The organism is Pseudonocardia xinjiangensis, from assembly GCF_012911925.1.
Lineage (GTDB): Bacteria > Actinomycetota > Actinomycetes > Mycobacteriales > Pseudonocardiaceae > Pseudonocardia > Pseudonocardia xinjiangensis.
On record NZ_JAAXKY010000094.1, the window covers coordinates 1 to 23,550 of the forward strand.

At 71.7% G+C, this 23,550-nt stretch carries 28 protein-coding genes; 16 read left to right on the plus strand and 12 right to left on the minus strand.

The annotated features are described in order from the left end of the window. The 4 genes from HF577_RS24435 to HF577_RS24450 all read right to left on the minus strand — a co-directional run. A partial coding sequence (locus tag HF577_RS24435; protein WP_169398282.1) for a DUF222 domain-containing protein occupies window positions 1–1,114 on the minus strand: 1,114 nt, incomplete at its 3' end. A 110-nt stretch (window positions 1,115–1,224) separates the two neighbouring features. Beyond that, window positions 1,225–1,380, minus strand: a complete 156-nt coding sequence (locus tag HF577_RS24440) for a hypothetical protein (RefSeq protein ID WP_169398283.1) — start codon at window positions 1,378–1,380, stop codon at window positions 1,225–1,227. 18 nt (window positions 1,381–1,398) lie between these two features. After that, window positions 1,399–2,034, minus strand: a complete 636-nt coding sequence (locus tag HF577_RS24445; RefSeq protein ID WP_169398284.1) for an MBL fold metallo-hydrolase — start codon at window positions 2,032–2,034, stop codon at window positions 1,399–1,401. Further along, window positions 2,031–3,116 carry an S-(hydroxymethyl)mycothiol dehydrogenase gene (locus tag HF577_RS24450; RefSeq protein ID WP_169398285.1) on the minus strand — a complete coding sequence of 362 codons (1,086 nt, stop codon included), beginning with the start codon at window positions 3,114–3,116 and terminating at the stop codon, window positions 2,031–2,033. The genes HF577_RS24445 and HF577_RS24450 overlap by 4 nt, the downstream gene beginning before the upstream one ends. 83 nt (window positions 3,117–3,199) lie before the next feature. Between HF577_RS24450 and HF577_RS24455 the strand changes: the two genes are divergently transcribed. Continuing rightward, the gene (locus HF577_RS24455; protein ID WP_312859349.1) at window positions 3,200–3,964 is read left to right on the plus strand and encodes an enoyl-CoA hydratase/isomerase family protein; all 765 of its coding nucleotides are present in this window, start codon (window positions 3,200–3,202) and stop codon (window positions 3,962–3,964) included. A 21-nt stretch (window positions 3,965–3,985) separates the two neighbouring features. Here HF577_RS24455 and HF577_RS24460 read toward each other — a convergent pair whose 3' ends face one another. After that, window positions 3,986–4,564: a TetR/AcrR family transcriptional regulator gene (locus tag HF577_RS24460; protein ID WP_169398286.1), complete on the minus strand. Its 579-nt coding sequence runs from the start codon at window positions 4,562–4,564 to the stop codon at window positions 3,986–3,988. Between the two features lie 164 nt (window positions 4,565–4,728). Here HF577_RS24460 and HF577_RS24465 point away from each other — a divergent pair, with 164 nt between their 5' ends. Together HF577_RS24465 and HF577_RS24470 are read left to right on the plus strand one after the other, a co-directional pair. Continuing rightward, complete coding sequence (locus HF577_RS24465; RefSeq protein WP_169398287.1) at window positions 4,729–5,217, plus strand: SRPBCC family protein; 489 nt, start codon at window positions 4,729–4,731, stop codon at window positions 5,215–5,217. Between the two features lie 62 nt (window positions 5,218–5,279). Next, window positions 5,280–5,672 (plus strand): DUF3224 domain-containing protein, encoded by a 393-nt coding sequence (locus HF577_RS24470; RefSeq protein WP_169398288.1) that lies wholly within the window; start codon window positions 5,280–5,282, stop codon window positions 5,670–5,672. 6 nt (window positions 5,673–5,678) lie between these two features. Here HF577_RS24470 and HF577_RS24475 read toward each other — a convergent pair whose 3' ends face one another. From HF577_RS24475 to HF577_RS24485, 3 genes are read right to left on the minus strand one after another with little or no spacing between them, the layout of a single operon-like run. Next, the gene (locus tag HF577_RS24475; protein ID WP_169398289.1) at window positions 5,679–6,098 is read right to left on the minus strand and encodes an acyl-CoA thioesterase; all 420 of its coding nucleotides are present in this window, start codon (window positions 6,096–6,098) and stop codon (window positions 5,679–5,681) included. Window positions 6,099–6,108: 10 nt separating this feature from the next. Then, window positions 6,109–6,642 (minus strand): YbhB/YbcL family Raf kinase inhibitor-like protein, encoded by a 534-nt coding sequence (locus tag HF577_RS24480; RefSeq protein WP_169398290.1) that lies wholly within the window; start codon window positions 6,640–6,642, stop codon window positions 6,109–6,111. 31 nt (window positions 6,643–6,673) lie between these two features. Beyond that, window positions 6,674–7,402, minus strand: a complete 729-nt coding sequence (locus tag HF577_RS24485) for a MerR family transcriptional regulator (RefSeq protein WP_169398291.1) — start codon at window positions 7,400–7,402, stop codon at window positions 6,674–6,676. Window positions 7,403–7,491: 89 nt separating this feature from the next. On the opposite strand from HF577_RS24485, the gene HF577_RS24490 reads away from it, so the two are divergent. Continuing rightward, a complete protein-coding gene (locus HF577_RS24490) occupies window positions 7,492–8,715 on the plus strand; it encodes an acetyl-CoA C-acetyltransferase (protein WP_169398292.1) in 1,224 nt (407 codons plus the stop codon). 18 nt (window positions 8,716–8,733) lie between these two features. Then, window positions 8,734–10,890 carry a 3-hydroxyacyl-CoA dehydrogenase NAD-binding domain-containing protein gene (locus HF577_RS24495; protein WP_169398293.1) on the plus strand — a complete coding sequence of 719 codons (2,157 nt, stop codon included), beginning with the start codon at window positions 8,734–8,736 and terminating at the stop codon, window positions 10,888–10,890. Between the two features lie 67 nt (window positions 10,891–10,957). On the opposite strand, the gene HF577_RS24500 is transcribed toward HF577_RS24495, so the two are convergent. Then, window positions 10,958–12,046, minus strand: a complete 1,089-nt coding sequence (locus HF577_RS24500) for a glutamate--cysteine ligase 2 (RefSeq protein ID WP_169398294.1) — start codon at window positions 12,044–12,046, stop codon at window positions 10,958–10,960. Window positions 12,047–12,156: 110 nt separating this feature from the next. On the opposite strand from HF577_RS24500, the gene HF577_RS24505 reads away from it, so the two are divergent. From HF577_RS24505 to HF577_RS24535, 7 genes are all read left to right on the plus strand, one after another. After that, complete coding sequence (locus HF577_RS24505; RefSeq protein WP_312859350.1) at window positions 12,157–12,765, plus strand: DedA family protein; 609 nt, start codon at window positions 12,157–12,159, stop codon at window positions 12,763–12,765. Window positions 12,766–12,881: 116 nt separating this feature from the next. Next, window positions 12,882–13,691 (plus strand): ANTAR domain-containing protein, encoded by an 810-nt coding sequence (locus HF577_RS24510; protein ID WP_169398295.1) that lies wholly within the window; start codon window positions 12,882–12,884, stop codon window positions 13,689–13,691. A gap of 37 nt (window positions 13,692–13,728) precedes the next feature. Continuing rightward, entirely contained in the window at window positions 13,729–14,583 is an 855-nt protein-coding gene (locus tag HF577_RS24515) for an ABC transporter ATP-binding protein (RefSeq protein WP_312859351.1), read from the plus strand. After that, entirely contained in the window at window positions 14,580–15,248 is a 669-nt protein-coding gene (locus HF577_RS24520) for a hypothetical protein (RefSeq protein WP_169398296.1), read from the plus strand. Before HF577_RS24515 ends, HF577_RS24520 begins: the two co-directional genes overlap by 4 nt. A gap of 96 nt (window positions 15,249–15,344) precedes the next feature. Then, the gene (locus HF577_RS24525) at window positions 15,345–15,707 is read left to right on the plus strand and encodes a GntR family transcriptional regulator (RefSeq protein WP_169398297.1); all 363 of its coding nucleotides are present in this window, start codon (window positions 15,345–15,347) and stop codon (window positions 15,705–15,707) included. After that, window positions 15,704–16,603 carry an ABC transporter ATP-binding protein gene (locus HF577_RS24530; protein ID WP_169398298.1) on the plus strand — a complete coding sequence of 300 codons (900 nt, stop codon included), beginning with the start codon at window positions 15,704–15,706 and terminating at the stop codon, window positions 16,601–16,603. Before HF577_RS24525 ends, HF577_RS24530 begins: the two co-directional genes overlap by 4 nt. Then, window positions 16,600–17,298: a hypothetical protein gene (locus tag HF577_RS24535; RefSeq protein ID WP_169398299.1), complete on the plus strand. Its 699-nt coding sequence runs from the start codon at window positions 16,600–16,602 to the stop codon at window positions 17,296–17,298. Before HF577_RS24530 ends, HF577_RS24535 begins: the two co-directional genes overlap by 4 nt. A 20-nt stretch (window positions 17,299–17,318) precedes the next feature. Here the strand turns inward: HF577_RS24535 and HF577_RS24540 are convergent, their stop codons facing one another. Continuing rightward, on the minus strand, window positions 17,319–18,224 hold the full coding sequence (locus tag HF577_RS24540) for a LysR family transcriptional regulator (RefSeq protein WP_169398300.1): 906 nt from the start codon (window positions 18,222–18,224) through the stop codon (window positions 17,319–17,321). A 69-nt stretch (window positions 18,225–18,293) separates the two neighbouring features. Here HF577_RS24540 and HF577_RS24545 point away from each other — a divergent pair, with 69 nt between their 5' ends. The 4 genes from HF577_RS24545 (at window position 18,294) to HF577_RS24560 (ending at window position 21,464) form a co-directional block, all read left to right on the plus strand. Then, complete coding sequence (locus tag HF577_RS24545) at window positions 18,294–19,160, plus strand: mycofactocin-coupled SDR family oxidoreductase (protein ID WP_312859352.1); 867 nt, start codon at window positions 18,294–18,296, stop codon at window positions 19,158–19,160. 112 nt (window positions 19,161–19,272) lie between these two features. Continuing rightward, window positions 19,273–19,863 (plus strand): dihydrofolate reductase family protein, encoded by a 591-nt coding sequence (locus HF577_RS24550; protein WP_211174775.1) that lies wholly within the window; start codon window positions 19,273–19,275, stop codon window positions 19,861–19,863. 13 nt (window positions 19,864–19,876) lie between these two features. Next, on the plus strand, window positions 19,877–20,224 hold the full coding sequence (locus HF577_RS24555) for a YciI family protein (RefSeq protein WP_169398302.1): 348 nt from the start codon (window positions 19,877–19,879) through the stop codon (window positions 20,222–20,224). Window positions 20,225–20,231: 7 nt separating this feature from the next. Beyond that, on the plus strand, window positions 20,232–21,464 hold the full coding sequence (locus tag HF577_RS24560) for an RNA polymerase sigma factor (RefSeq protein ID WP_312859353.1): 1,233 nt from the start codon (window positions 20,232–20,234) through the stop codon (window positions 21,462–21,464). A gap of 13 nt (window positions 21,465–21,477) precedes the next feature. Here HF577_RS24560 and HF577_RS24565 read toward each other — a convergent pair whose 3' ends face one another. Both HF577_RS24565 and HF577_RS24570 read right to left on the minus strand, forming a co-directional pair. Continuing rightward, window positions 21,478–22,617, minus strand: coding sequence for a right-handed parallel beta-helix repeat-containing protein (locus HF577_RS24565; RefSeq protein WP_169398303.1), 1,140 nt, complete (start codon window positions 22,615–22,617; stop codon window positions 21,478–21,480). A gap of 111 nt (window positions 22,618–22,728) precedes the next feature. Further along, entirely contained in the window at window positions 22,729–23,541 is an 813-nt protein-coding gene (locus HF577_RS24570; RefSeq protein WP_169398304.1) for an alpha/beta fold hydrolase, read from the minus strand. Between the last annotated feature and the right edge of the window lie 9 nt (window positions 23,542–23,550).

Consider the following 23,550-nt stretch of genomic DNA (forward strand, 5'->3'; position numbering starts at 1 on the left):
TGCCGTAGTCGAGCAGTGCGCCGCTGAGAGGGTCGGTGACCAGGCGGTGCCAGATGCTGTCGGGGTCGGCGGCCAGTTCCCGGGCGTACTCGGCGGGGATGGGGCCGTACCCGGCGAGCTCACCGGGCTCCTCGGAGACGCCGCGGAGGGTGTCGAGGGGGACGGTGACCCGGATCTGTATCGAGACCTTGTTGGTGACGGTGGGGACACCACCCTCGGGCGCGATCCCGGGCAGGCGGTCGGACCGGGATGCGGCCGGCTCGATCCCTGTGGCCGGGCTGCCGGATCCGGCGGGGGCCGAGGAAGTGGTGGCAGCCGCCTGTCCGGCGGTGCTGCAGAACCCGGTCTCGCGCAGCACCAGGTCGACCAGCGCATCCGCCCGCCGCGCCGCCATCGGGCGTTCATCGGCACTGCCGCAGCCGCGGGCGTGCTGATCCAGCACCGCGAACACCCCGACCGCCTCCGCCGCCGGCAACGTCGCCGACAGCGTGGCCATCCCGTCGCGTTCCGGGTAGAGCACCACGGCACGCTCGCGGCGCTTGCGCTCGCGGCGCCGGGCGGCGGCTTCGCTGTCGGCGCGCAGCACGGCGCGGCGCAGCGCCGCGCGGAGCTGTCCGGTGGTCTGCTGCGGCGCCCGCGCGAGCACTTTCTGTTCCACCGCAGTGGCGGCGTCGGGGTGCAGGTCGGTGCAGGCCTCGGCGATGATCCGCGCCTTGGGCAGCGTGATCGCCCCGGCTTCCAGGGCAGCGAAGGTGGCCGGGAACTCCGCCACCAGCTGCCGGGCTTCCCCGACCCGCCAGGCGGTGCCGCCGGGCGAGAGGCGCAGCATCATCCCGACCTCGGCCTGCGCGGACTCCACCGCCTGCGCCGCGGTCAGACCCGCGGCGGGGTTGGCTTCGGCTGCGGCGACGAACTGGGTGATTTCGGCGTACTGGCGGGCCTGTGCCCAGGCGATGACCTTCTCCCAGGCGCCGATCCGCTCCAGCGCCTCGAACCCGTCCACGGGTGGTCCGGCCTGATCCAGGACCAGCACCGCCATACCGTCGGGAGCGACCTCGGTCCACGCCAGTGGCGCGGACCGCGGTACCACCCGGTGAGTGTCGATCTCGAACATGCGTTCGACTCTATCCGCGACCCCCGACAGAATCGACGACAGCGCCGCGAGATCCGCCTGATCGCCCGCGCAGGGGCGCACAGCCGGATCTCGCAACGATCATGGGTGCCTCATGGATCACCAGCGTTCCTCGTCGCGCATCTCCTGCCGCGGCCGGCCCGCTGCTCGAGCCGGTCGAGGACCGAGGTCGGCTCCCCGGCCGGCACGAGGTAGGCCGCGAGCTCGCCGCGCACGGTGACGGGCACCTGCTTGCCTGCCGTGGCCATGGCGACATACCGCGAGGCTCAGTGGCCGCGCGCGATCCACTCCTCCAGGTGGGGCAGCTCCTCGCCGATCGTGGTGGGGTCGCCGTGGCCAGTGCGCACGACCGTGTCACCGGGCAGCGTCAGCAGCTTCTCGCGGATCGACTCGATGATCGTGTCGAAGCTGGAGTACGACCGTCCGGTGGCCCCCGGCCCGCCGTTGAACAGGGTGTCGCCGGTGAAGACGGTGCCGAGCTCGGGCGCGTACAGGCAGGACGAGCCGGGGGAGTGGCCCGGTGTCTGCAGCACCCGCAGCTCCACCCCGCCCGCGCTCAGCACGTCGCCGTCGGCGAGCTCCCGGTCCGGCGGCCGGTTCGGGTGGGTCATCTCCCACAGCGGCGCCTCGGCCGGGTTGAGCAGGATCGGGGCGGAGACCCGGTCGGCCAGCGCGGGCGCCCGGTTCACGTGGTCGTCGTGCGCATGGGTGCACACGACGGCGACGACCCGCCGTCCGCCGACCGCCTCCTCGATCTTCAGCTCGTCGTGCGCCGCGTCGATGACGAGCACCTCGTTCTCGTCGCCGACGACCCAGACGTTGTTGTCGACGTCCCACGTGCCGCCGTCGAGGGAGAACGTCCCGGACGTGACGACGTGGTCGATGGGGCCCGGCGGGGTCACAACAGCACCACCGAACGCAGCACCTCGCCCTTGTGCATCTTCTCGAACGCGGCCTCGACGCCGTCGAGCGCGATCGTCTCGCTGACGAACCTGTCGAGGGGCAGCCTGCCCTGCAGATGCAGGTCGACGAGCATCGGGAAGTCGCGCGTGGGCAGGCAGTCGCCGTACCAGGAGGACTTGGTGGCGCCGCCGCGGCCGAAGACGTCGATCAGCGGCAGGTCGACCGTCATGTCCGGGGTGGGCACACCGACGAGCACCACGGTGCCGGCCAGGTCGCGGGCGTAGAACGCCTGCTTGAACGTCTCGGGCCGGCCCACCGCGTCGACGACGACGTTGGCGCCGTTGCCGTCGGTCAGTGCCTGGACGCCCTCGACCGCGTCCTGCTCGCGGGAGTTGATCGTGTGCGTGGCACCGAACTCCTTCGCCCACTGCAGCTTCCGGTCGTCCACGTCGATCGCGATGATCGTGGTGGCGCCGGCGAGCTTCGCTCCGGCGATCGCGGCGTTGCCCACCCCGCCGCAGCCGATGACGGCGATGGAGTCGCCGCGCCCGACCTTGCCGGTGTTGATCGCCGCTCCGATGCCGGCCATCACGCCGCAGCCCAGCAGCCCGGCCACCTCCGGCTTCACCGCGGGGTTCACCTTCGTGCACTGCCCCGCGTGGACGAGCGTCTTCTCGATGAACGCGCCGATGCCGAGTGCAGGAGTGAGCTCCTGGCCCGACTCGAGCGTCATCTTCTGTGCGGCGTTGTGGGTGGAGAAGCAGTACCAGGGCTCGCCGCGGCGGCAGGCGCGACACGTGCCGTCGACCGCACGCCAGTTGAGGATGACGAAGTCGCCGGGCGCGACGTCGGTGACGCCCTCGCCCACCGACTCGACGACCCCGGCCGCCTCGTGGCCGAGCAGGAACGGGAACTCGTCGTTGATACCGCCTTCGCGGTAGTGGAGGTCGGTGTGGCAGACCCCGCAGGCCTGCACCTGGACGACCGCCTCACCCGGACCCGGATCCGGAACGATGATCGTTTCCAGCGAGACGGGCTCGCCCTTCTTCAGCGCGACGACCCCGCGGACCTGTTGCGGCATTGTTCGTCCTCCCCAACTCGTGTTCGGGTCTGTTCTCCCTGCGCAGCGTGCCATGCGTGAGGGCCCCAGGTAGGTTCCGGCTTGTGATCAACCGGGTGGACCACGGCAGCGGGGCGGACCATGTCGCTGTGCTGCAGCTCGGGCACGGGCCGGTCAACGCGATGGACCAGGAGCTGTGCGAGGCGCTCGCGGAGCAGTTCCGTGCCCTCGAGACGGACCCCGCTCGTGCCGTGGTGGTCACCGGAACGGGCCGAGCCTTCTCGGCAGGTGTCGATCTGAAGCGCATCCTCGACGAGGGCGCGCCCTACGTCGAGCGCTTCCTGCCTGCGCTGTCGGCGGCGTTCGGCGCGCTCTTCCAGCTGTCGAAGCCGGTGGTCGCGGCCGTCAACGGGCATGCGATCGCCGGGGGCTGCGTGCTGGCCGCGTGCGCCGACGTCACGCTGATGGCCGAGGGGTCCGGCCGGATCGGGGTGCCGGAGGCCCGCGTCGGGCCGCCGTTTCCGCGGCTGGCGATCGAGGTCCTGCGCCACGCCGTGGGGGACGTGGCCGCGCGCCGGCTCATGGTCGGTGCCCTCACCTACACCCCGGCGGACGCGCAGGCGCTGGGGCTCGTCGACCGGGTGCTCCCGGCCGACGAGCTGCTCGGGCAGGCGGTGACCACGGCCCGGGCGCTGGCCACCGAGGTCCCGTCCGACACGTTCGCACTGACGAAGGCCCAGCTGCACCGCGACGCACTGGAACGCACCGCGCGCTACGCCGACGAGGACGAGGCGGTGGCGACGCTGTGGAGCCGCCGCGCGGCCGACGGCTGGACGGCGCGGTACCTGGAGTCCGTCACCCGGAGGTGAGCGGGCCCGGAACGCCGCTCGTCACCGCCGCGTGAGTGTGGCGACCACGGCGTCCACGTAGTCGCGCTGTTCGGCACCCACGGGCACGAGCTCGGGGCTGGCGTCGGCGAGGTTGGTGTGCCCGAGGTAGGCCGTGTAGGCCAGCAGGCTTCGCCTGCGGGCCTCCTCCGGCGGGAAACCGGAGGCCGTGAACAACCCGGTGACGTAGTCGAGCCTCCGCTGGGTGACCCTGGCGAAGACGGGTGCCACCAGTGGGTGGCTCGCGCTGGCCTGGAGGGCGAGCAGCACGCGGTGACCCGGCCGGTCGGCTGTGGTGGTCGGCGCCAACGTCAGGGTCATGAGGTGGCGGAGCCTGCTGTGGGGGTCGGGGTCGGTGTCGACCAGCGCGATGATCTCCTCGGTGTGGACCCGCTCCCATCGCAGCAGCGCCGCCTCCAGCAGCGCATCCCGGTTGCTGAAGTGCCAGTAGAAGCTGCCCTTCGTGGTGCCCAGCCGAGCGGCGATGGGCTCGACGGCCACGGCGGCGAGCCCGCCCCTGCCGAGTGCATCGAGGGCGGCTGCCGTCCAGTCGGAGGCCGTCAGTCGCTTCCGTTCCACCACGTCCGTACGCTAGCGTATGGACGCTCCATACGGCAGCGTACGGAGTGTCGAGATGGTCGGTACCTCCGGCGCGAGGGCGCCCGGCCGTCCGGGCGTGAGGGGTCGCTCGGACGCCGCGGTCCCCCTGCCCGGTGGTTCACCACACGGCGGAGCGGAGGTGGGGGATGGTCCGCAACGTCCACGAACGACTGGTGCCCGGCCCGCTCTCCGAGGTGGGTCCGCTGCTCGACCGGCTCGGCGGCCCGGACGACGTGCTGTGGCCGTCGCCCGCCTGGATGCCGATGGTGCTGGACGGCCCGCTCGCCGTCGGGACCACGGCCGGTCACGGCCCCGTCCGCTACCGCGTCACCGCGCACGAGCCGGGCAGGCGCCTGGAGTTCACGTTCGACCCGCGGACGGGCGTGCGCGGCACCCACACGTTCACCGCCGAGTCCGCAGGCCCGGACAGCACGGTACTGCGCCACGACATGGTGTTCCGGCTCTTCGGCGCGACCCGGCTGACCTGGCCGCTCGCGGTCCGCTGGATGCACGACAGCGTTCTCGAGGAGCTGCTGGACAACGCCGAGCGCGCGGTCGGCACCCGGCCGGCCCGCCCGGTGCGGCGGTCGCCGTGGGTCCGGCTGCTGCAGTCCGTCACGCACGCTGCTCGCTGACCTGCCCGCCTGCTGTCGCGTTCGTCCAATCCGTCCGGCGTCGCATCCGCGGTGATCCACCCATGACGAGCACGACCGGACGGTTCGATCTGACGCGCTGGGACGAGGAGGTCATCGACGAGGCCGAGGGCGCGAAGCTGGTGCGGGTGAGCAACTCGAAGACGTTCGAGGATGGCATCTCGGCCACGAGCGACGCCGAGCTGCTGCAGGCCCTCGCGCAGGAGGGCTCCGCCGCCTACGTCGGGATCGAGCGGGTGCGCGGCGAGGTCGACGGGAGGAAGGGCACCTTCGTGTTCCGCCACTCCGCGTCGGGGAGCGCGAGCGGCGGCGACTTCCGCGTGGACGTGGTGCCCGACTCCGCCACCGGCGACCTCAGTGGCCTGCGCGGCGAGCTCACGATCGTCAAGTCCCCCGAGGGGGAGCACACCTACACGTTCGACTACGAGCTGTCCTGACGCGCATCAGGCACGCAAGGGCGCGGGCTCACCCAGCGCGTCGGCGATCACCGGCGGGATCTCCTGCTTCCCGGAGCCGTCGGTGGCGACCACGACGTAGACGGTGCGCCCCGAGCAGGTGACCTCGCTGCCGTCGCGGCGCACCTCGAAGTCGAGCGCGAAGCTCGTGCGCCCGATCCGGGCGGTGGAGACCGCCACCTCGATCGCGTCCTGCCAGCCCACCCCCGAGCGCCAGTCGATCTCCGAGCGCACGAGCTGCACGTCGTAGCCCGCGCCCAACATCGCCCGGTACGGCAGTCCGCGAGCGGAGAGGAAGGCCGTCATGGCGTCGTCGAAGTACGCGAGGTACCAGGAGTTGAAGACCACGCCCTGCGCGTCGACCTCGAGGTAGCGGACGGACACCGGGTGGGTGAAGACGTCGCTCATGCCGCGCTGGTCAGCCCTTGTTCTCGTGTGTCCCGACGATCACGGCGCGGCCGAGGGTGTGGCTGAAAAGGTTGAACCCGAGGAACGCGGGAGTGGCGCCCTCCGGGAGTCCCAGGCTCTCGACGTCGAGGGCGTGCACGGCGATGTAGTAGTGGTGCGGGCCGTGTCCGGGAGGCGGCGCGGCGCCGATGAAGCGCTTCGCCCCGGCGTCGTTCGCGAGCTGGACGGCACCCGCAGGCAGGCCGGAGCCGTCGTCGTCGCCTGCCCCGCGGGGGAGCGAGGTGACCGCCGCCGGGATGTCGGCGACGGCCCAGTGCCAGAAGCCGGATGCGGTGGGCGCGTCGGGGTCGTACACGGTGACGGCGAACGAGCGGGTGCCGTCGGGGAACCCGCTCCACTCGAGCTGCGGGGAGACGTCCTCGCCGCCGGCCCCCATGATCCCGCTCAGCTGAGGTGTGGCCAGCGGCTGCCCGTCGGCGACGTCGGTGCTCGTCACCGTGAACGACTCGACGGAAGGCAGCTCGTCGTAGGGGTTGCGGCTCATCGTCCGTCCTTCCGTGAGGGTGAAGGGTCCGCTAGCCGATGCGCTCGCGGATGGTCCGGTTGACCGCTCGCCCGAACGCCGTGACCACACCGCGCATGGTGACGGGCTTGAGCTGCGAGAGGGTGGCGGCCAGCTGCTTGCGCTCCTCCGCGGGCCGTCCGCGGTCGCGGTAGGGCTGCAGCACCTCGTCCTGGAACCACTTCATCAGGTCCTCGGCCAGCGCGGTGGTGTGCTGCTCGATGAGCTCGTGGGCCTGCCGCCACACCTCGGGCGGGAGTGCGGAGTCGAGCACGGCGAGTGCGGTGCTGAGCGTGCTGGTGCCGTGGAGCCGGATCCGGCCGTCGTCGAGCACGGTGACGGCGCCGAGCTCGGCCAGCGTGGTGACGTCGTCGGGGGTGAGGGTGCGACCGGCGCGACGGTTCAGCTCGGAGCGGTCGATCTCCTCGATCTGCTCGGGCACCCACGGAGTGAGCAGCGCGCGCTGCAGGGCGAGCTCGGCTGCGCCCGCGGTGGACGGCAGCCGCTCCAGGTGGGTCTCGATGGCCGACAGCGTGAAGCCGAGTGCCGAGAGCTCGCTGACCAGCTCCAGCCGGGCCAGGTGGTCCTCCCCGTACAGGCCGGTGCGCCCGCGCAGCTGTGGCGGGGGCAGCAGGCCGCGCCCCGCGTAGAAGCGGATGTTGCGGACGGTGATCCCCGTGCGCTCGGCCAGCTGGTCGATCGTCATGAGGTCGCCCTGATCAGGAGCGGGAGAAGCCGCCATGAACGTCACATTACGTCACGCCTTGACCTATGTGACAGTGTTACTGTAACAAAAGTGGAAATGAGCTCGGCCGTCGATGAGAGGTTCGCATGAGCGAGATCCCCGAGGCGTACATCTATGACGCCGTCCGCACGCCGCGCGGCCGCGGCAAGTCCTCCGGTTCGTTGTACGAGGTCAAACCCATCTCGCTGGTCGTCGGCCTGATCCACGAGCTCAGAGAGCGCTACCCGGACCTGGACCCGGCCACCATCGACGACGTCGTGCTCGGCGTCGTCTCGCCCATCGGCGACCAGGGCGGTGACATCGCCAAGGCCGCCGCGATCACGGCCGGGCTGCCGCACACCGTGGCCGGGGTGCAGCTCAACCGGTTCTGCGCGTCGGGCCTCGAGGCGGTCAACATCGCGGCTCAGAAGGTGCGCTCCGGGATGGAGGAGATGGTCCTCGCCGGCGGCGTGGAGGCCATGTCGCGGGTGCCCATGGGATCCGACGGCGGCGCCTGGGCGATGGACCCCGAGACCAGCTACGACACGGGCTTCGTGCCGCAGGGGATCGGCGCCGACCTCATCGCCACGCTCGAGGGCTTCTCCCGCGAGGACGTCGACACGTTCGCCGTCGAGTCGCAGACCCGGGCGGCCAAGGCGTGGGCCAACGGCTACTTCGCCCGTTCCGTCGTGCCGGTGAAGGACCGCAACGGCGTCACGGTGCTGGACCGCGACGAGCACATCCGCGCCGGTGCCAGCCTGGACAGCCTCGCGGGCCTGAAGCCGTCGTTCGCGATGATCGGCGAGGCCGGCGGGTTCGACGCCGTGGCCCTGCAGCGCTACCACTGGGTCGAGAAGATCGACCACGTGCACCACGCCGGCAACTCCTCCGGCATCGTCGACGGCGCCGCGCTGTGCCTCATCGGCACCGAGGCCGCAGGAACGGCCGCCGGGCTCACCCCGCGCGCCCGCATCGTCTCCACCGCGCTGTCCGGGTCCGACCCCACGATCATGCTCACCGGCCCGGCCCCGGCCAGCCTTAAGGCGCTGGCGAAGGCCGGCCTGACCGTCGACGACATCGACCTCTTCGAGATCAACGAGGCGTTCGCCGCCGTCGCACTGCGGTTCATGCGCGACCTCGGCCTGTCGCACGACAAGGTCAACGTCAACGGCGGTGCCATCGCCATGGGGCACCCGCTGGGTGCCACCGGCGCGATGATCCTCGGCACGCTCGTCGACGAGCTGGAACGGCGCGACCTGCGCTACGGCCTGGCCACCCTGTGTGTCGGCGGCGGCATGGGCATCGCCACTGTCGTCGAGCGCATCTCCTGAGAAAGGGAACCTGCAACCGTGAGTGAGCCACAGGCCGTCCGCTGGGAGCGCGGCGAGGACGGGATCGTCGTCGTCACCCTCGACGACCCCGGTCGTAGCGCCAACACGATGAACGACCGCTACGTCGCCGCGATGGGCGCGTGCGTCGACGCGATCGTCGCCGACAAGGAGAACATCACCGGCGTGATCCTCACGTCGGCGAAGAAGACGTTCTTCGCGGGTGGCGACCTCGACTCGTTGAGCAAGGCGACGCAGACCGACGCCGGCGCGGTCATGGAGAACTCCATGACCGTCAAGAAGCAGCTCCGCAGGCTGGAGACCCTCGGCCGCCCGGTGGTCGCGGCGATGAACGGCACCGCGCTCGGCGGCGGCCTGGAGATCGGGCTGGCCTGCCACCACCGCATCGGGCTCGACGCCCCCGGCGTGGTCTACGGCCTCCCCGAGGTGACGCTCGGCCTGCTGCCCGGTGGCGGCGGCGTCGTGAGGATCACCCGGATGCTCGGCATCGCCGACGGCTTCATGAAGGTGCTGGCGCAGGGCCAGCGGCACAAGCCTGCCGCCGCGCTCGAGATCGGCATCATCGACGAGCTCGCGTCGAGTCCCGAGGAGATGCTCGACAAGGCGCGGGCCTGGATCGCCGCCAACCCCGACGCCGCCCAGCCGTGGGACAAGCCGGGCTACAAGGTGCCCGGCGGCACCCCGGCCACGCCGAAGCTGGCCGCGATGCTCCCGGCGTTCCCCGCCAACCTGCGCAAGCAGCTCAAGGGCGCCCCGATGCCGGCCCCGCGCAACATCCTCGCCGCGGCCGTGGAGAGCACCCAGGTCGACGTCGACACCGCGTTCCGCATCGAGGCGCGCTACTTCGTGGAGCTGGTCACGGGCCAGGTCTCGAAGAACATGACCAAGGCGTTCTTCTTCGACCTGCAGGCCATCAACGGCGGGAAGTCGCGTCCGGACGGCCACGACAAGTGGCAGCCGCGGAAGGTCGCCGTGCTCGGCGCCGGGATGATGGGGGCGGGCATCGCCTACTCCTGCGCCCTCTCGGGCTGGGAGGTCGTCCTCAAGGACGTCACGCTGGAGGCGGCGGAGAAGGGCAAGACCTACTCCGAGGGCCTCGTGGCCAAGGGCGTCAAGCGCGGGAAGACCACGCTGGAGAAGGGCGAGGCGCTGCTGTCGCGGATCACCCCGACCGGCGACTACAACGACCTCGCGGGCTGCGACATCGTCATCGAGGCGGTGTTCGAGTCGGTGCAGCTCAAGCAGGAGGTCTTCCGCGAGGCCGCGAAGTACATCGAGCCCGACGCCCTGCTGTGCTCCAACACCTCCACGCTGCCCATCACGGAGCTCGCGGCCGGGGTGGACCGCCCGGGTGACTTCGTCGGGCTGCACTTCTTCTCCCCGGTGGACAAGATGCCGCTCGTGGAGATCATCCGGGGGGAGCACACCTCCGACGCCACGCTGGCGAAGGCGTTCGACGTGACCATCGGGCTGAAGAAGACCCCGATCGTCGTCAACGACAGCCGGGGCTTCTTCACCAGCCGCGTGATCGGCACCTTCCTCAACGAGGGTGTCGCGATGCTCGCCGAGGGCATCGACCCGCAGACGATCGAGCAGGCGTCGTCGCAGGCGGGGTACCCGGCGCCGGTGCTGCAGCTGATGGACGAGCTGACGCTCACGCTGCCGCGCAAGATCCGTGAGGAGTCGAAGGCGGCCACGCTGGCCGCAGGCGGCACCTGGGAGCCGCACCCGGCCGATGCGATCATCGACCGGCTCGTGGAGGAGTTCGACCGCAAGGGCAAGAGCTCCGGCGCGGGCTTCTACGAGTACGCCGACGGCAAGCGGGTGCGGCTCTGGCCGGGCCTGCGCACCGAGTTCGGCGCCACGAACCACGAGGTCGACCTGCCCGAGCTGTCCGAGCGGATGCTGTTCGTCGAGGCGATCGAGACGCAGAAGTGCCTCGACGAGGGCGTGCTCACCTCCGTGCCGGACGCGAACATCGGTTCCATCTTCGGGATCGGGTTCCCGGCCTGGACCGGTGGCGTGGTGCAGTACGTCGTGGGCTACCCGGGCGGCACGGCAGGCTTCGTCGCGCGGGCGGACGAGTTCGCGCGCAAGTACGGCGACCGCTTCCAGGTGCCGGAGAGCCTCCGCAAGCGCGCCACCGAGGCCGCGTAACCCCGCGCACCAAGTTCAGGAAAGCCACTTTGCCGCCCTCTCAGGGCAGGAAAGTGGCTTTCCTGAACTACGGGGCGGGGTGGCTCGCGTCGCGGACCACCGCCGCGAGGGTGCCGGTGCGTTCTCGCACCTCGCGTTGCCGTCTCGCGCCGGTGCCGCGGGCCAGCACCGTGGCGATCAGGTCGTGCACCGTGTCCAGGTCGCCCGCTTCCTCCAGCGCAGGCCGGACGTGCTCCACGAGCCGCCGGACCACGTCGGTGGCCGGGGCGGGGCGCCAGCCGGACGGGTCGAGCAGGTCACCGTCCATGCCGGAGCGGCCCGCCTGCCAGGCGGCGAGCCGGAGCACCTCGGTGCGCACCGGGTCGGGCTCGTCGCCCGCCTGCCAGCCGTCCACGGCGGTCTGGACGAGCGCGCGGGTGAGTGCCGCGATCAGCACGGCGTCGTCGGGCTCCCGGCAGACGTCGGCCACGCGCACCTCGACCGTCGGGTGCTGGCGCGACAGCCGGGCGTCGAGGTAGAGCATCCCCTCGTCCAGCACCGTCGCCGTGCCGAGCACGGAGTCCACGAACGTCCGGTAGGCCCCGGCGGAGCCGAACGGCCCGTACGGCCCGGCGGAGGGCCACCGTTGCCAGACCTGGCTGCGGAAGCTGGCATAGCCGGAGTCCTCGCCCAGCCAGAACGGCGAGTTGGCGCTCAGCGCGATCAGGGGGGCCAGCCAGGGCCTGATCCGGTCCAGGACGGCCACGCCCTCCTCGGCGGAGTCGATCGCCACGTGGACGTGGCAGCCGCAGGTGAGCTCCTCGGACACGGTGCGTCCGAAGCGACGGGCCATCTCCTCGTAGCGGCTCGACGGCGACAAGGTGGGCTCCACGGCCAGCGGGGACGTGGCCAGCGGGGCGAGCGCCACGCCCACGTCCGCCGCCGCGCCCGCAGCGGTGGCCCGGGTGGAGCGCAGCTCCGCGCCCAGCTCGTGGAGGGTGTGGCAGGGCTTCGTACCGGTCTCCACCTGCTCCCGGTGCAGCTCGGCGGTCAGGTCGTCGTCCGGGCCGTCGGCCGCGGAGACGGCGAGCACCGCCTGGCCGACCGCTCGCGGCCGACCGGTTGCGGGGTCGACCAGAAGGAACTCCTCCTCGACGCCCACTGTCCGTACCGTCATCCGCAGGAGTATGGCGGGAGTCCGGCGAGCCGCGCGGCGGGGCAGTGGCCCGACGTGCCGTTCGGGGCACGCCGGCGGTTGAAACCGGATCTCTTGGGCACAATGGACACGTGGCCGACTGGGTGTTCGCGATCGTCGACCGTCTCGGAGCAGCAGGGGTGGGGCTGCTGATCCTCCTGGAGAACCTGATCCCGCCGATCCCGTCCGAGGTGATCCTGCCGCTCGCCGGGTTCCGGGCGCGCACCGGAACTCTGAACGTCCTCACCGTCTGGCCGGCGGCCACCGCGGGATCCGTGCTGGGCGCGCTGATGCTGTACGGCCTCGGCGCGTGGCTCGGGTACGACCGGCTGCACCGCCTGGCCGCGCGCCGCTGGTTCGTGCTCGCGAGCGAGAAGGACCTCGACCGCGGTCGCGAGCTCTTCGACCGGCACGGCGGCAAGGTGGTGCTGTTCGCCAGGTGTGTCCCGTTCCTGCGCAGCGTCGTGTCGATCCCGGCCGGCATCGCCGGCATGCCGTTGGGCCGGTTCCTGCTGCTCACCACCGTCGGCAGCGGGGTCTGGAACGCCGTGTTCATCGCGCTGGGCTGGGTGCTCGGCGAGAACTGGGACAGTGTGCAAGGCTGGCTGGGGCCGGTCAGCTACGGAGTCATCGGGCTGGTCGTCGTCGGGTTGGTCATCCTCGTGATCCGCAGGGTTCGTGCGCGCTCACTTGCCGCCTGACCTCAGGGTTCCGCCGTTCGGCCGCTTCGGGGCGGCCGAATGCCGGTGATCTCCCGCCCCGGCTTGCTACGAGGCGTGGTCCTGGGTCAAGCTTCCGCGCCGGTTCAGGACTGAAGATGATCGAGGTGGACGTGGCGACGGAGCAGGAGTGGTCCGAGGACCGGATGCGCTTCGCCCGCGATCCGGGATCGGATCGCCCGGCGGAGCTCGCCGAGGCGATCGGTCCGCTCGCCCTCGAGTTCGTGAGCCTCACCGAGAAGCTGGCGAGCGAGACCACCGTGGCGGGTGTGTTGCAGCGGGTCGTGGACGCCACCTGCATCGCGGTGCCGGGGGCCGACCTCGTGAGCGTCACGCTGCGCGCGCCGGGGGGATTCCACACGCCCGTGGAGACCGAACCGCTGGCCACCCGGCTCGACGAGGTGCAGTACCGCCTCGAGGAGGGGCCGTGCGTGGAGGCCACGCGCACGGCGGGACTCGGGGTGACGTTCTGCTCCGACCTGGGGAACTGCCCGGAGTTCCCCCGCTTCGGGCAGGCCGCCGCGGCCATGGGCGTGGGCAGCGTGCTGGCGGTCGGCCTGTTCCCGCACGGCGGTGACGCGCCGCGGATGGGAGCGCTCAACATCTACTCGCGAGAGGTCGGTGGCCTCGACACCGTCGACCGCGACATCGCACTCGTGCTGGCGGCGCACGCCTCCACGGCGCTCGCCGCCACCATGGCCTGCACAGCGGCCGAGCTGGAGGCCGCCCAGCTGCGCCAGGCCCTGAACAGCCGGGACGTCATCGGTCAGGCCAAGGGCATCCTGATGGAGCGCCGCAAGATCTCCGCCGACGATGCCTTCGACATGCTGCGCTCCGCCTCCCAGTCGCTCAACCTCAAGCTGACGCGGGTGGCGCAGACGCTGGTCGAGCGGCGCACCGACATCTGACGGCGGGTCCGGCTGCCGGTTACGGCACCATGCTCGGGTGCTCCGGACCCAGGTGATCCGGCTCGCGGGGGTGCGCAAGCGCTACCGCGGCCACGGCGAGGTCCTCGCCGGCGTCGACCTGGACGTCGCTGCCGGCCGTCCTGTCGCCGTGGTCGGCGGAAACGGGGCAGGCAAGTCCACGCTCCTGCGGATAGCGGCCGGGTGCACGGCTCCCACGGCGGGCACGGTGTCGGGGCGGCCGCGGGTGGTCGGGTTCCTGCCCGGCCGCTTCCCGGCGTCGTCGCGGATGCCCGTGCGGGCCTACCTGCACCACCTGGCCGCGCTGCACGGCGTGCCTCGCGCGGACGCCGGGCGGGACGCCGACGAGCTGCTCGACGCCCTCGGGTTCACCGGCGACGCGAGCGCCCCGGTCGCCCTGCTCTCGACGGGGAACGCGCAGAAGGTGGGCCTCGCCCAGGCGTTGACCTGCCGGGCGGACCTGCTGGTGCTGGACGAGCCGTGGTCGGGCCTGGACGCGACGGCGGCCGCGGCACTGGACCTGCGGCTCGAGGCCGAGTGCGCGCGCGGCGCCGCCATGCTCCTCGCCGACCACAGCGGGCGGGCGGGTGCGCTGCCCGGAGCGACGGTGCTGCGCCTGGCGGACGGGGTGCTGACGCCCGCCGCCATGGACGCCGGCACCGATGCAGCGGACGGGGTGCAGACCGTCGTCGAGCTGCGCTGTCCCGGCGATCCCACCGACGTCCTGCGGGCGCTCCCGCCCGTCGCGGAGTGCTGGACCGTCCGCGGGCAGCTGACGGTGCGGGTTCCGGCCGAGCGCGGCGACGCCCTGCTCGCGGCGGCGCTCGCGGCGGGGTGTTCGGTGCTCGCCGTGTGGCGGGAGGAGGTGCGGTGAGCGAGCGTGCGGGTGGCAGCCCGGCGCGGACGCTGGCCGTTGCGGGGTACCTGGCCGACGACGTCGTGCGGTCGCAGCGGTACCTGCTGCCGCTGCTGGTGTACGTGGCTGTCCTGGGGGTGCTGTTCGGTGGCGATCCGGGGGAGCCGCCCGGCGCGTGGCCCGCGTCGGCGCTGGCGCTCTACCCGATGGCGGCGTGGCTCGCGGTGATCGTTGCCAACACGGAGGACCCGGTCCAGCGAACCGTCACCGTCGCCGCGGCCGGCGGTGTCGTCCCGGTGGTCACCGGGACGCTGCTGGTGGGGCTGGCCGGTGACCTCCTGCTCGTCGCCCTGCCGATGGGCTGGCCCGTCGTGTTCGGCGGGCATCCGTACCCGCCGTCGGTGCTGCTGCTCGGCGGTGTCGCCCATCTCGCCTGCGCCGTCACCGGCACGGCCGTCGGGCTGTTGTGTGCGCGCCCGCTGGTGGAGCGGATCGGCTGGTCCTTCTGTCTCGGGACCGCGATCGTGGTGGTGACGGCCGTGCAGCCGTGGCTGCCGCCCGTGGGCGTCGCCGTCGGTGCGCTGGCGGCCCTCGGGCCGCCGCCGTTCGCCGCCGCCGTGCTGAGCCTCGTTCTGGCGCTGGGCGCCGCCGCCGTCGTGTGGACGGTCGAGCGGCGCCGCTGACGGCTGCCGCACTTCTCGCTTGACAGAGCGCCCCGTTGGCTCCATGGTTAACTACATGAGTAACGAACCGACGAACCGTAAGCCTCGGTGGTCGGGGTGAGGGACGACGGGCGCCCCCTGTTCGCGCAGATCGCCGAACAGATCGAGAGCTCGATCGTCGACGGAACGCTGGCCGAGGAGGCTCAGGTGCCCTCGACCAACGAACTGGCGGCCTTCCACCGCATCAACCCGGCCACGGCGGCGAAGGGCGTCAACCAGCTGGTGGCCGACGGAGTGCTCTACAAGAGACGAGGAATCGGGATGTTCGTCGCGACCGGGGCCCGGACGCAGCTGCTGGAACGCCGCCGCGAGGACTTCGCGCGGCAGTACCTGGTCCCGCTCTTGGCGGAGGCTCGCAAGCTCGGCATCGACACCGAGCAGGTCAAGAAGATGATCGATGTCTGGGGGGACGAGAGATGAACGTCATCAGGATGAGCGGGGTGACCAAGCGGTACGGCCAGGTCACCGCCCTCGACGGGGTGAGCATGGAGCTCGCCGAGAACCGGATCCACGGGCTGCTCGGCCGCAACGGGGCCGGCAAGACCACGGTGATGCAGATCCTCACCGGCCAGGCCTTCGAGACCTCCGGAGGGGTGGAGGTGTTCGGGGAGCACCCGTACGAGAACGCGGATGTGCTCGGCCGGATCTGCTTCATCAAGGAGAGCCAGCGCTATCCCGACTTCTTCAAGGTCAAGCACGCTCTGCGCGCGGCCGAGCTGCTCTACCCGAATTGGGACGCCGGGTTCGCCGCGGAGCTGGTTGATGACTTCGGGCTGCCCGTCAACAGGGGCATCAAGAAGCTCTCCCGCGGCATGCTGTCCGCCGTCGGTGTGATCATCGGGCTCGCCTCGCGGGCGCCGCTGACGTTCTTCGACGAGCCCTACCTCGGTCTCGACGCCGTGGCGCGCCAGCTGTTCTACGACCGGCTGCTCGCCGACTACGCCGACCGCCCGCGGACGGTCGTGCTGTCCACCCACCTGATCGACGAGGTCAGTGACCTCATCGAGCACGTCGTCCTGATCGACAAGGGGCGCATCCTCCTCGACGAGGACGCCGACACCCTGCGCACCCGAGCCGTGACCGTCACCGGACCGGTCACCTCGGTCGAGTCCTTCGTCGCGGGCCGCACCGTGCTGCACCGCGAGCAGCTCGGCGGCTTCCTGCGCGCCACCGTGTCCGGCGTCCCCGACCGGCCCGTCGTCGGCGGCCTGGAGTTCGAACCGGTGTCCCTGCAGCAGCTCGTCGTCCGCACCACACAGATGAACGGTCCGCACAACGGCCGGCCGGTCGGGGCCGGCAACGGGGGGAACAGATGAACCGCGTGCTCGACGTCGTCCGGGTCCAGCTGGTGAACTGGCGGGGGATCTTCGCCTGGCCGCTGGGGATCCTCGCCCTCACGCTCGTCATCAACCTGGTGACCTTCGGTGTCCTCTCGGACGACGTGCCGTCGAACGGCCGGGTCACCGGCAGCCTCGTCTCGATCTACATCGTGATGTTCGTGGCGCACCTGCAGACGATCACCCAGGTGTTCCCGTTCGCCCTCGGGCTCAGCGTCACCCGGTGGGCCTTCTATGCCGGGACCACGGTGCTGGTCGTGGCGCAGGGGCTGCTCTTCGGTCTCCTCCTGCTACTGCTCGAGCTGGTGGAGCGTTGGACCGGTGGGTGGGGGATCGGCCTGCGCTACATCGGCTTGCCGTTCCTGGTGCAGGACAACCTGTTGCTGCAGTGGCTGGCGTACGCGGTGCCGTTCCTGGCGTTCTCCGCCGTCGGGGTGTGCTTCGGCGTGGTCTTCAAGAGGTGGGGGCAGAGCGGTGTCTACGCGGTCACCATCGGGGCGGCACTGGTGCTGGCGGGCCTCGTACTCCTGGTCAGCCGGCTGGGGTGGTGGCCTGCGGTCGGCAGGTTCTTCACCGACCAGTCGACCTTCGCGCTGCTGGCGGGTTACCCGCTGGTGATCGCCGTCGTACTCGGCGCGGCCGGGTGGCTCGTGATCCGGCGCGCCACGCCGTAACCCGAACAGGGAGGCGCGCGTCAGATCTCCTCCGGGATCTCCGACGCCAGCCGCAGGAAGAGCCGTACCAGCGGGTCCGGGGTCCCGCTGCGACGGCGGAGCAGGCCGGTCTCCACGATCGGGAAGTGCTGGGCGAGGGGGCGTGTCACGGCGTCCGGCCCGCAGACCCGCTCCACCGCGGCGGGGAGCACCGAGACGCCGAGCCCCGCGCCGACGAGCGCCACCGCGGTCTGGACCAGTTCCACCTCCTGCAGCGCGGGTTCGAACCCGGAGAGGCGGCACGCGCCGAGCAGGTGCGCCGCGATCCCACCCCACTCGGACCGGACGGTGCCGAAGAAGGTCTCGTTGCTCAGAGCAGCGAGGTCGACCGGGTCCTCGTACGTGTCGGCGCGATCACGGGGGAGCACCGCCACCAACGGTTCGCGTCGCACGACCTCCACGTCGAGACCCGACCCGATGGTGCTCGTGGCGCCGGCCGGGGGCAGGTGCACCACACCGAGATCGGCGCGGCCCGCCCGCACGTGCTCGGTCACGGCGTCGGTGCGGTCCTCGCGGAAGTACAGCTCCACGTCGGGGCGAGCGGCGTGGAACCGACGCACCATCGGCGGCAGCACCGACCAGGCCGTCGTCGCCTCGAACATGAGGGCCAGCCGGCCGCTGCGGCCCTGTCCGATCCGCCGCACGGACTCGGCCGCCGTGTCGACGTCGGCCAGCAGGTGCCGGGCATGCTCCACGAGGTCGCGCCCCGCTGCCGTGAGGTCGACTCCGCGGCGGTGGCGCACCAGCAGGGTCACGCCCAGCTCGTGCTCCAGCCGGGCGAGCTGTGCCGACAGTGGAGGTTGGGTGAGGTGCAGCCGGGCGGCGGCGGCCGTGACAGACCGCTCCTCGGCCACGACGAGGAAGTACCGCAGCTGACGCAGATCCATGCTTCATCGTATGGCTGACCTTCGAAACCGGTATTGGACGAATGCCAGCCGGGCACGCACTGTGAAGTGGTGATCGAACGGGAGAACGGCAAGCGACGGATGGAAGGCAAGATCGCCTTCATCACCGGCGCGGCCAGGGGCCAGGGCCGCGCCCACGCCGTCCGGCTCGCGAGCGAGGGCGCGGACATCATCGCGACCGACATCGCCGCGCCGGTGGACACGGTGAGGTCCCCGGCGGCGACACCCGAGGACCTGGCCGAGACGGTGGAGGCCGTGAAGGCGCTGGACCGTCGCGTCGTGTCCTTCGTCGCCGACGTCCGCGACCAGGACGCACTGAGCACCGGCCTCGACGCCGCGGTGGCCGAGCTCGGTGGGCTCGACGTGGTCGTGGCCAACGCGGGAATCATGAACGCTCTCGCCCCGAGCTGGCAGCTCGACGAGGTCCAGTGGCAGACGATGATCGACGTCAACCTGACCGGCGTCTGGCACACCGTCAAAGCCGCGGTCCCATCTCTGATCGAGCGCGGCCCCGGTGGGTCCGTGATCCTCACCAGCTCCATTGCCGGGCTGCGCGGACTGCCCTACCTCTCGCACTACACCGCCGCCAAGCACGGCCTGGTCGGGCTCGCGACGGCACTCGCCAACGAGCTGGCACCACACCGGATCCGGGTCAACACGGTGCACCCCACCAACGCGCGGACGCCCATGCTCGACAACCCGCTGGCGGCGCGGAACTTCAGGCCCGACCTCGATGACCCGACGTTCGAGGATGCGGCTCCGGTGCTCGCCGCTACGAACATGTGGGACGTTCCCTACGTCGAGGCCGAGGACGTCGCCAATGCCGTGCTGTTCCTGGCCAGTGCGGAGTCGCGCTACATCACGGGCATCTCGCTTCCCGTGGACCTCGGGATGACCACGAAGTTCAGCGGGGCCTGACCGGGTCGCGGGATTCCTCCTCCGCACTGTCGAACCGGCACCTCGCCGTTCGTACAGAGGGTGGGACGCCGGCACGGGACCGGCGGCGATACCGAGGAGGACTGCTGTGGGCATGCTCACCGTGGTGGAGAACCTGACCCTCGACGGCGTGATGCAGGCGCCGGGCCGGGACGGCGAGGACGTCCGTGGCGGCTTCGCGCACGGCGGCTGGGCCCAGCCGTACAGCGACCCCGTCATGGCGGAGACGATGGGGAAGGGGATGGCCGCCCCGGGCGTGTCCCTGCTGTTCGGGCGGCGGACGTACGAGGACTTCGCCGGCTTCTGGCCGCAGCAGGCCGACAACCCCGTCACCGCGGTGCTCGACGCCCGTCGCAAGTTCGTCGTCTCGACCACGCTCGACGAGCCGCTGCCGTGGCAGAACTCCGTGCTCCTCCCGGGCGAGGCGGCGAAGTCCGTGGCGGTGCTGAAGGAGGAGGTGGCCGACGACCTCGTCGTGCTCGGGAGCGGGGAGCTGTGCCGCACGCTTGCCGAGCACGACCTCGTCGACCGGTACACGCTTCTCGTCCACCCGCTCGTGCTGGGCACCGGCCGCCGGCTCTTCACGGACGGCACAGCGTTCGCCAGACTCCGGCTCGTCGAGTGCGTCCCGACCACCACCGGCGTGCTGATCGCCACCTACCGGCCCGCGGACGCCGACAAGTGAGGAGGCACGCCCGATGAAGCAGTACCTGCTGAGCATCTACCAGCCCGATGGCGACCCGCCCCCGCCCGAGGTGATGGACCCGATCATGCGCAGGCTCGACGCCCTGAACGAGGAGATGCGGGCGGCGGGCGCGTGGGTCTTCGCTGCGGGCCTGCACCCGCCGGGCACGGCCACGGTGCTGCACGCCCGCGGGGACGACATGCTCGTCACCGACGGCCCGTTCGCCGAGGGCAAGGAGTATCTGGGCGGCTTCACGGTCATCCGGGCGCCCGACCTCGACGCCGCGCTGGCGTGGGGCCGCAGGCTCGCCGAGGTGATCACGCTTCCGATCGAGGTGCGCCCGCTGTACGGCGAGGGCTGACCGTCCCGTGCCGGTGCTGCCCGTCCGGGAGATCGAGCGCGTGTTCCGCGCGGAGCACGGCCGCGCCGTGGCCGTGCTCGCCCGGGCGTTCGGCGACCTCGACATCGCCGAGGAGGCGGTCCAGGACGCGTTCACCGCTGCCGTGCAGCGCTGGCCCGCTACCGGACTCCCGCCGAGCCCGGCCGGATGGATCATCACGACCGCCCGCAACCGTGCGATCGACCATCTCCGCCGCGAGTCCTCCCGGGACGACCGGCACGCCGCGGCCGCCCTGCTGCACGCCCGTGCGGCCGACCAGGACGAACCCGCGCAGGAGGGTGGCGTGCCCGACGACCGGCTCCGCCTGGTCTTCACCTGCTGCCACCCGGCCCTGGCCACCGCGGCGCAGGTGGCGCTCACGCTCCGGCTGCTCGGCGGCCTCACCACCGCCGAGATCGCGCGCGCGTTCCTGGTGCCCGAACCGACCATGGCCCAGCGGCTCGTGCGCGCGAAGGGCAAGATCCGGGACGCGCGGATCCCCTACCGGGTGCCGGACGTCGCCGAGCTTCCCGCCCGCCTGCGTGCCGTGCTCGCCGTCGTCTACCTGATCTTCAACGAGGGCTACACGGCGAGCTCGGGCGAGCGCCTCGTCCGCGAGGACCTGTGTGCCGAGGCCGTCCGGCTCGGCCGCCTGCTCGCCGAGCTGATGCCGGACGAGCCGGAGGTGATCGGGCTGCTGGCGCTGATGCTGCTCGTCGACTCCCGCCGGGCGGCGCGGACCACCGCGGACGGCGACCTCGTGCTGCTGGCCGACCAGGACCGCGGCCGCTGGGACCACGACCTCGTCGGCGAGGGGCAGGCCCTCGTCCGGTGCTGCCTGCGCCGCAACCGGCCCGGTCCCTACCAGATCCAGGCGGCGATCAACGCCGTGCACAGCGACGCGCCTACCGCGGCGGCCACCGACTGGGGGCAGATCCTGCAGCTGTACGACCAGCTCGTGGCGCTCGCACCGGGCCCGGTCGTGCGGCTGCACCGGGCCGTCGCCGTGGCCGAGGTATGGGGACCGGGGCAGGCGCTCACGCTCGTCGACGCTCTCGACCTGCGCGGCCACCACCTGTTCCACGCCGTGCGCGCCGACCTGCTGCGGCGGCTCGGACGCGGTCCGGAGGCGGCGGAGGCCTACGAGACCGCGATCACGCTCGCCGGCAACGCTGCGGAGCGCGCGTTCCTGCGCCGCGCGCGTCAGCTCCTCGACGCCTGACGGGGGGAGGAGCTCACTTGCACTTCTTGTCGACCGCCACCAGCTGGCCCGACGGCTGGAAGCCCTGCACCTTGTTGTTCTCGATGCGGTTGCCGCAGCCCGAGGTCTCCGGCTCGGTGATGACGTGAGTCTCGATGATGTTCTTCAGGGCCGGGGCGTTGCCGGTGGTGATGTTGCCGATGACGGTGCCGCCGTAGCCCTTGAAGTCGACCACGGAGTCGGCGAAGTTCTCGCCGCTGACGGCCGAGCCGTCGAACCGGTTGCCGGCGATCAGGGTGCCGCCGGTCTCCTCCTTGACGTCGACGTTCTCCGCGGTGATCTTCTCGAAGGTGTTGCCCACGACCCGGTTGTTCATCGACAGGTCGGGGCGGCCGTCGCTGTACTTCTTCCAGTTGCTCTTCGCGCTGCCGACGTAGACGCCCTCGCCGTACTGGGGCTGCTTGAGGCCGGTGTTGCGGATCGTCGAGCGCTGGATGGTGTTCTTGCTGGACCCGCTGCGGAAGTGCACGGCCTCGTCGCCGGTGTCGCTGACGGTCAGTGAGTCGAGCAGGAGGCCGGTGCTGCCGTCGGTCATCACGCCCTTGCCGCCGCCGGAGACCGAGAACCCGACGAGCTGCCAGTGGCTCGCCCCGTCGAGGTGCAGGGTGTAGTCCTTGCCGCTCCCCTTGATCACGGCCCCGGCGGGACCGCTGAGGGTGATGGGGGCGGCAGCGGTGCCGGACCGGGTGATGACGACGGGGTCGTAGGTACCTGCCGCCATCCGGATGGTGTCGCCCGGCCGCGCTGCGGCCAGTGCCTTCTTCAGCTCCGAGGTGTCGCTGACCTGGACGGTGGCACCGCGGCCACGGACCACCGCGAGCAGGTCGGCGGCTGCTGCGAGGGTGCTGTTCGGCTTCGGCGCGTCGTCCTTCGCGTCGGCCTCGCTGTCCTTCTGCGGGGCCTGCTCGGGCGGTGCCTCCTCCTGCGCGGAGGACTCCTCCCCGTCGGAGGGGCGGGAGGCCTGCCGGTGCGCGGAGTCGACCGTGTCCTTGCGGGGGTCGCCCGCGGGCACGACCGGGTCGGTGTGGGTGGCCTCAGAGGCGTCGCCGCCGAGGGTCGGCACCGCCCACAGGACCACTGCCACGACGAGGAGTACCCATCGTTGAACCTGCATCCGCATGACCTCCGCCTGGCGGATCGATGTCGGGGGCGATCAGCGCCTGGAGTGGAGAGGCTAGGGGGCCGGGCTTCCGGCGCGTGGCGTTTTGGATCAACCCGCCGACAATCAGTCGTTGCTGGTCGCCGATCGGTCACCGGACCGGTCGACCCGCGCGAGCAGCCGGGCTAATACGCCGTTGAACGCAACGGGTTGCTCCAAATTGGGGAGATGTGCTGCGTCCTCGACGATCACCAGTTCGGCATCGGGCACGAGCCCGGCGATCGTCCGCGCGTCGGACACCGGTGTGAGGTCGTCCTCCGCCCCGACCACCACCACGGTCGGCACGGCCACGGACCGGAGACGCGGGAGCTGGTCGGGGCGCTCGGCGCGGGCGCGCTGGGCCGCGGCCGCACCGGCGGGGTCGGTGCCCCGCATCATGGCGAGCACGTGGTCGGCGACGGCGGCGGGAGCCCGCGTCGTCACCATCCGGTAGAGCATCTCCACGGCGTAGGGGTCCATGCCCTCGGCGAGCAGCCGGTCGGCCATGGCGAGGCGGGCGGCGCGAGCGGGCTCGGCCGCCGCCGTGGTGTCGGCCAGCAGGAGCCCGGCCACACGGGAGGGGTGGCGCCGCTGCAGCTCCAGCGCGATCTGGCCGCCCATCGACAGCCCGGCCACGACGGCGCGCGGTATCCGCAGGCCGTCGAGCAGGCCGTCGAGGTCGTCGGCGAAGGCCGCCCAGTCCGGGACGGCTCCCGGGCTGGCGCCGTAGCCGCGCAGGTCGGGGACGATCACCCGGCGCTCGGCGGAGAAGTGCTGCAGCTGCGGGTGCCACATCGACCGGTCGAACGGGTGCCCGTGCACGAGCAGCAGCGGCACGCCCCGGTCGGGACCGACGTCGTCGTAGGCGAGGGTGGCCGTGTCGAGGGTGATGGTGCGCATCGGGCCTCC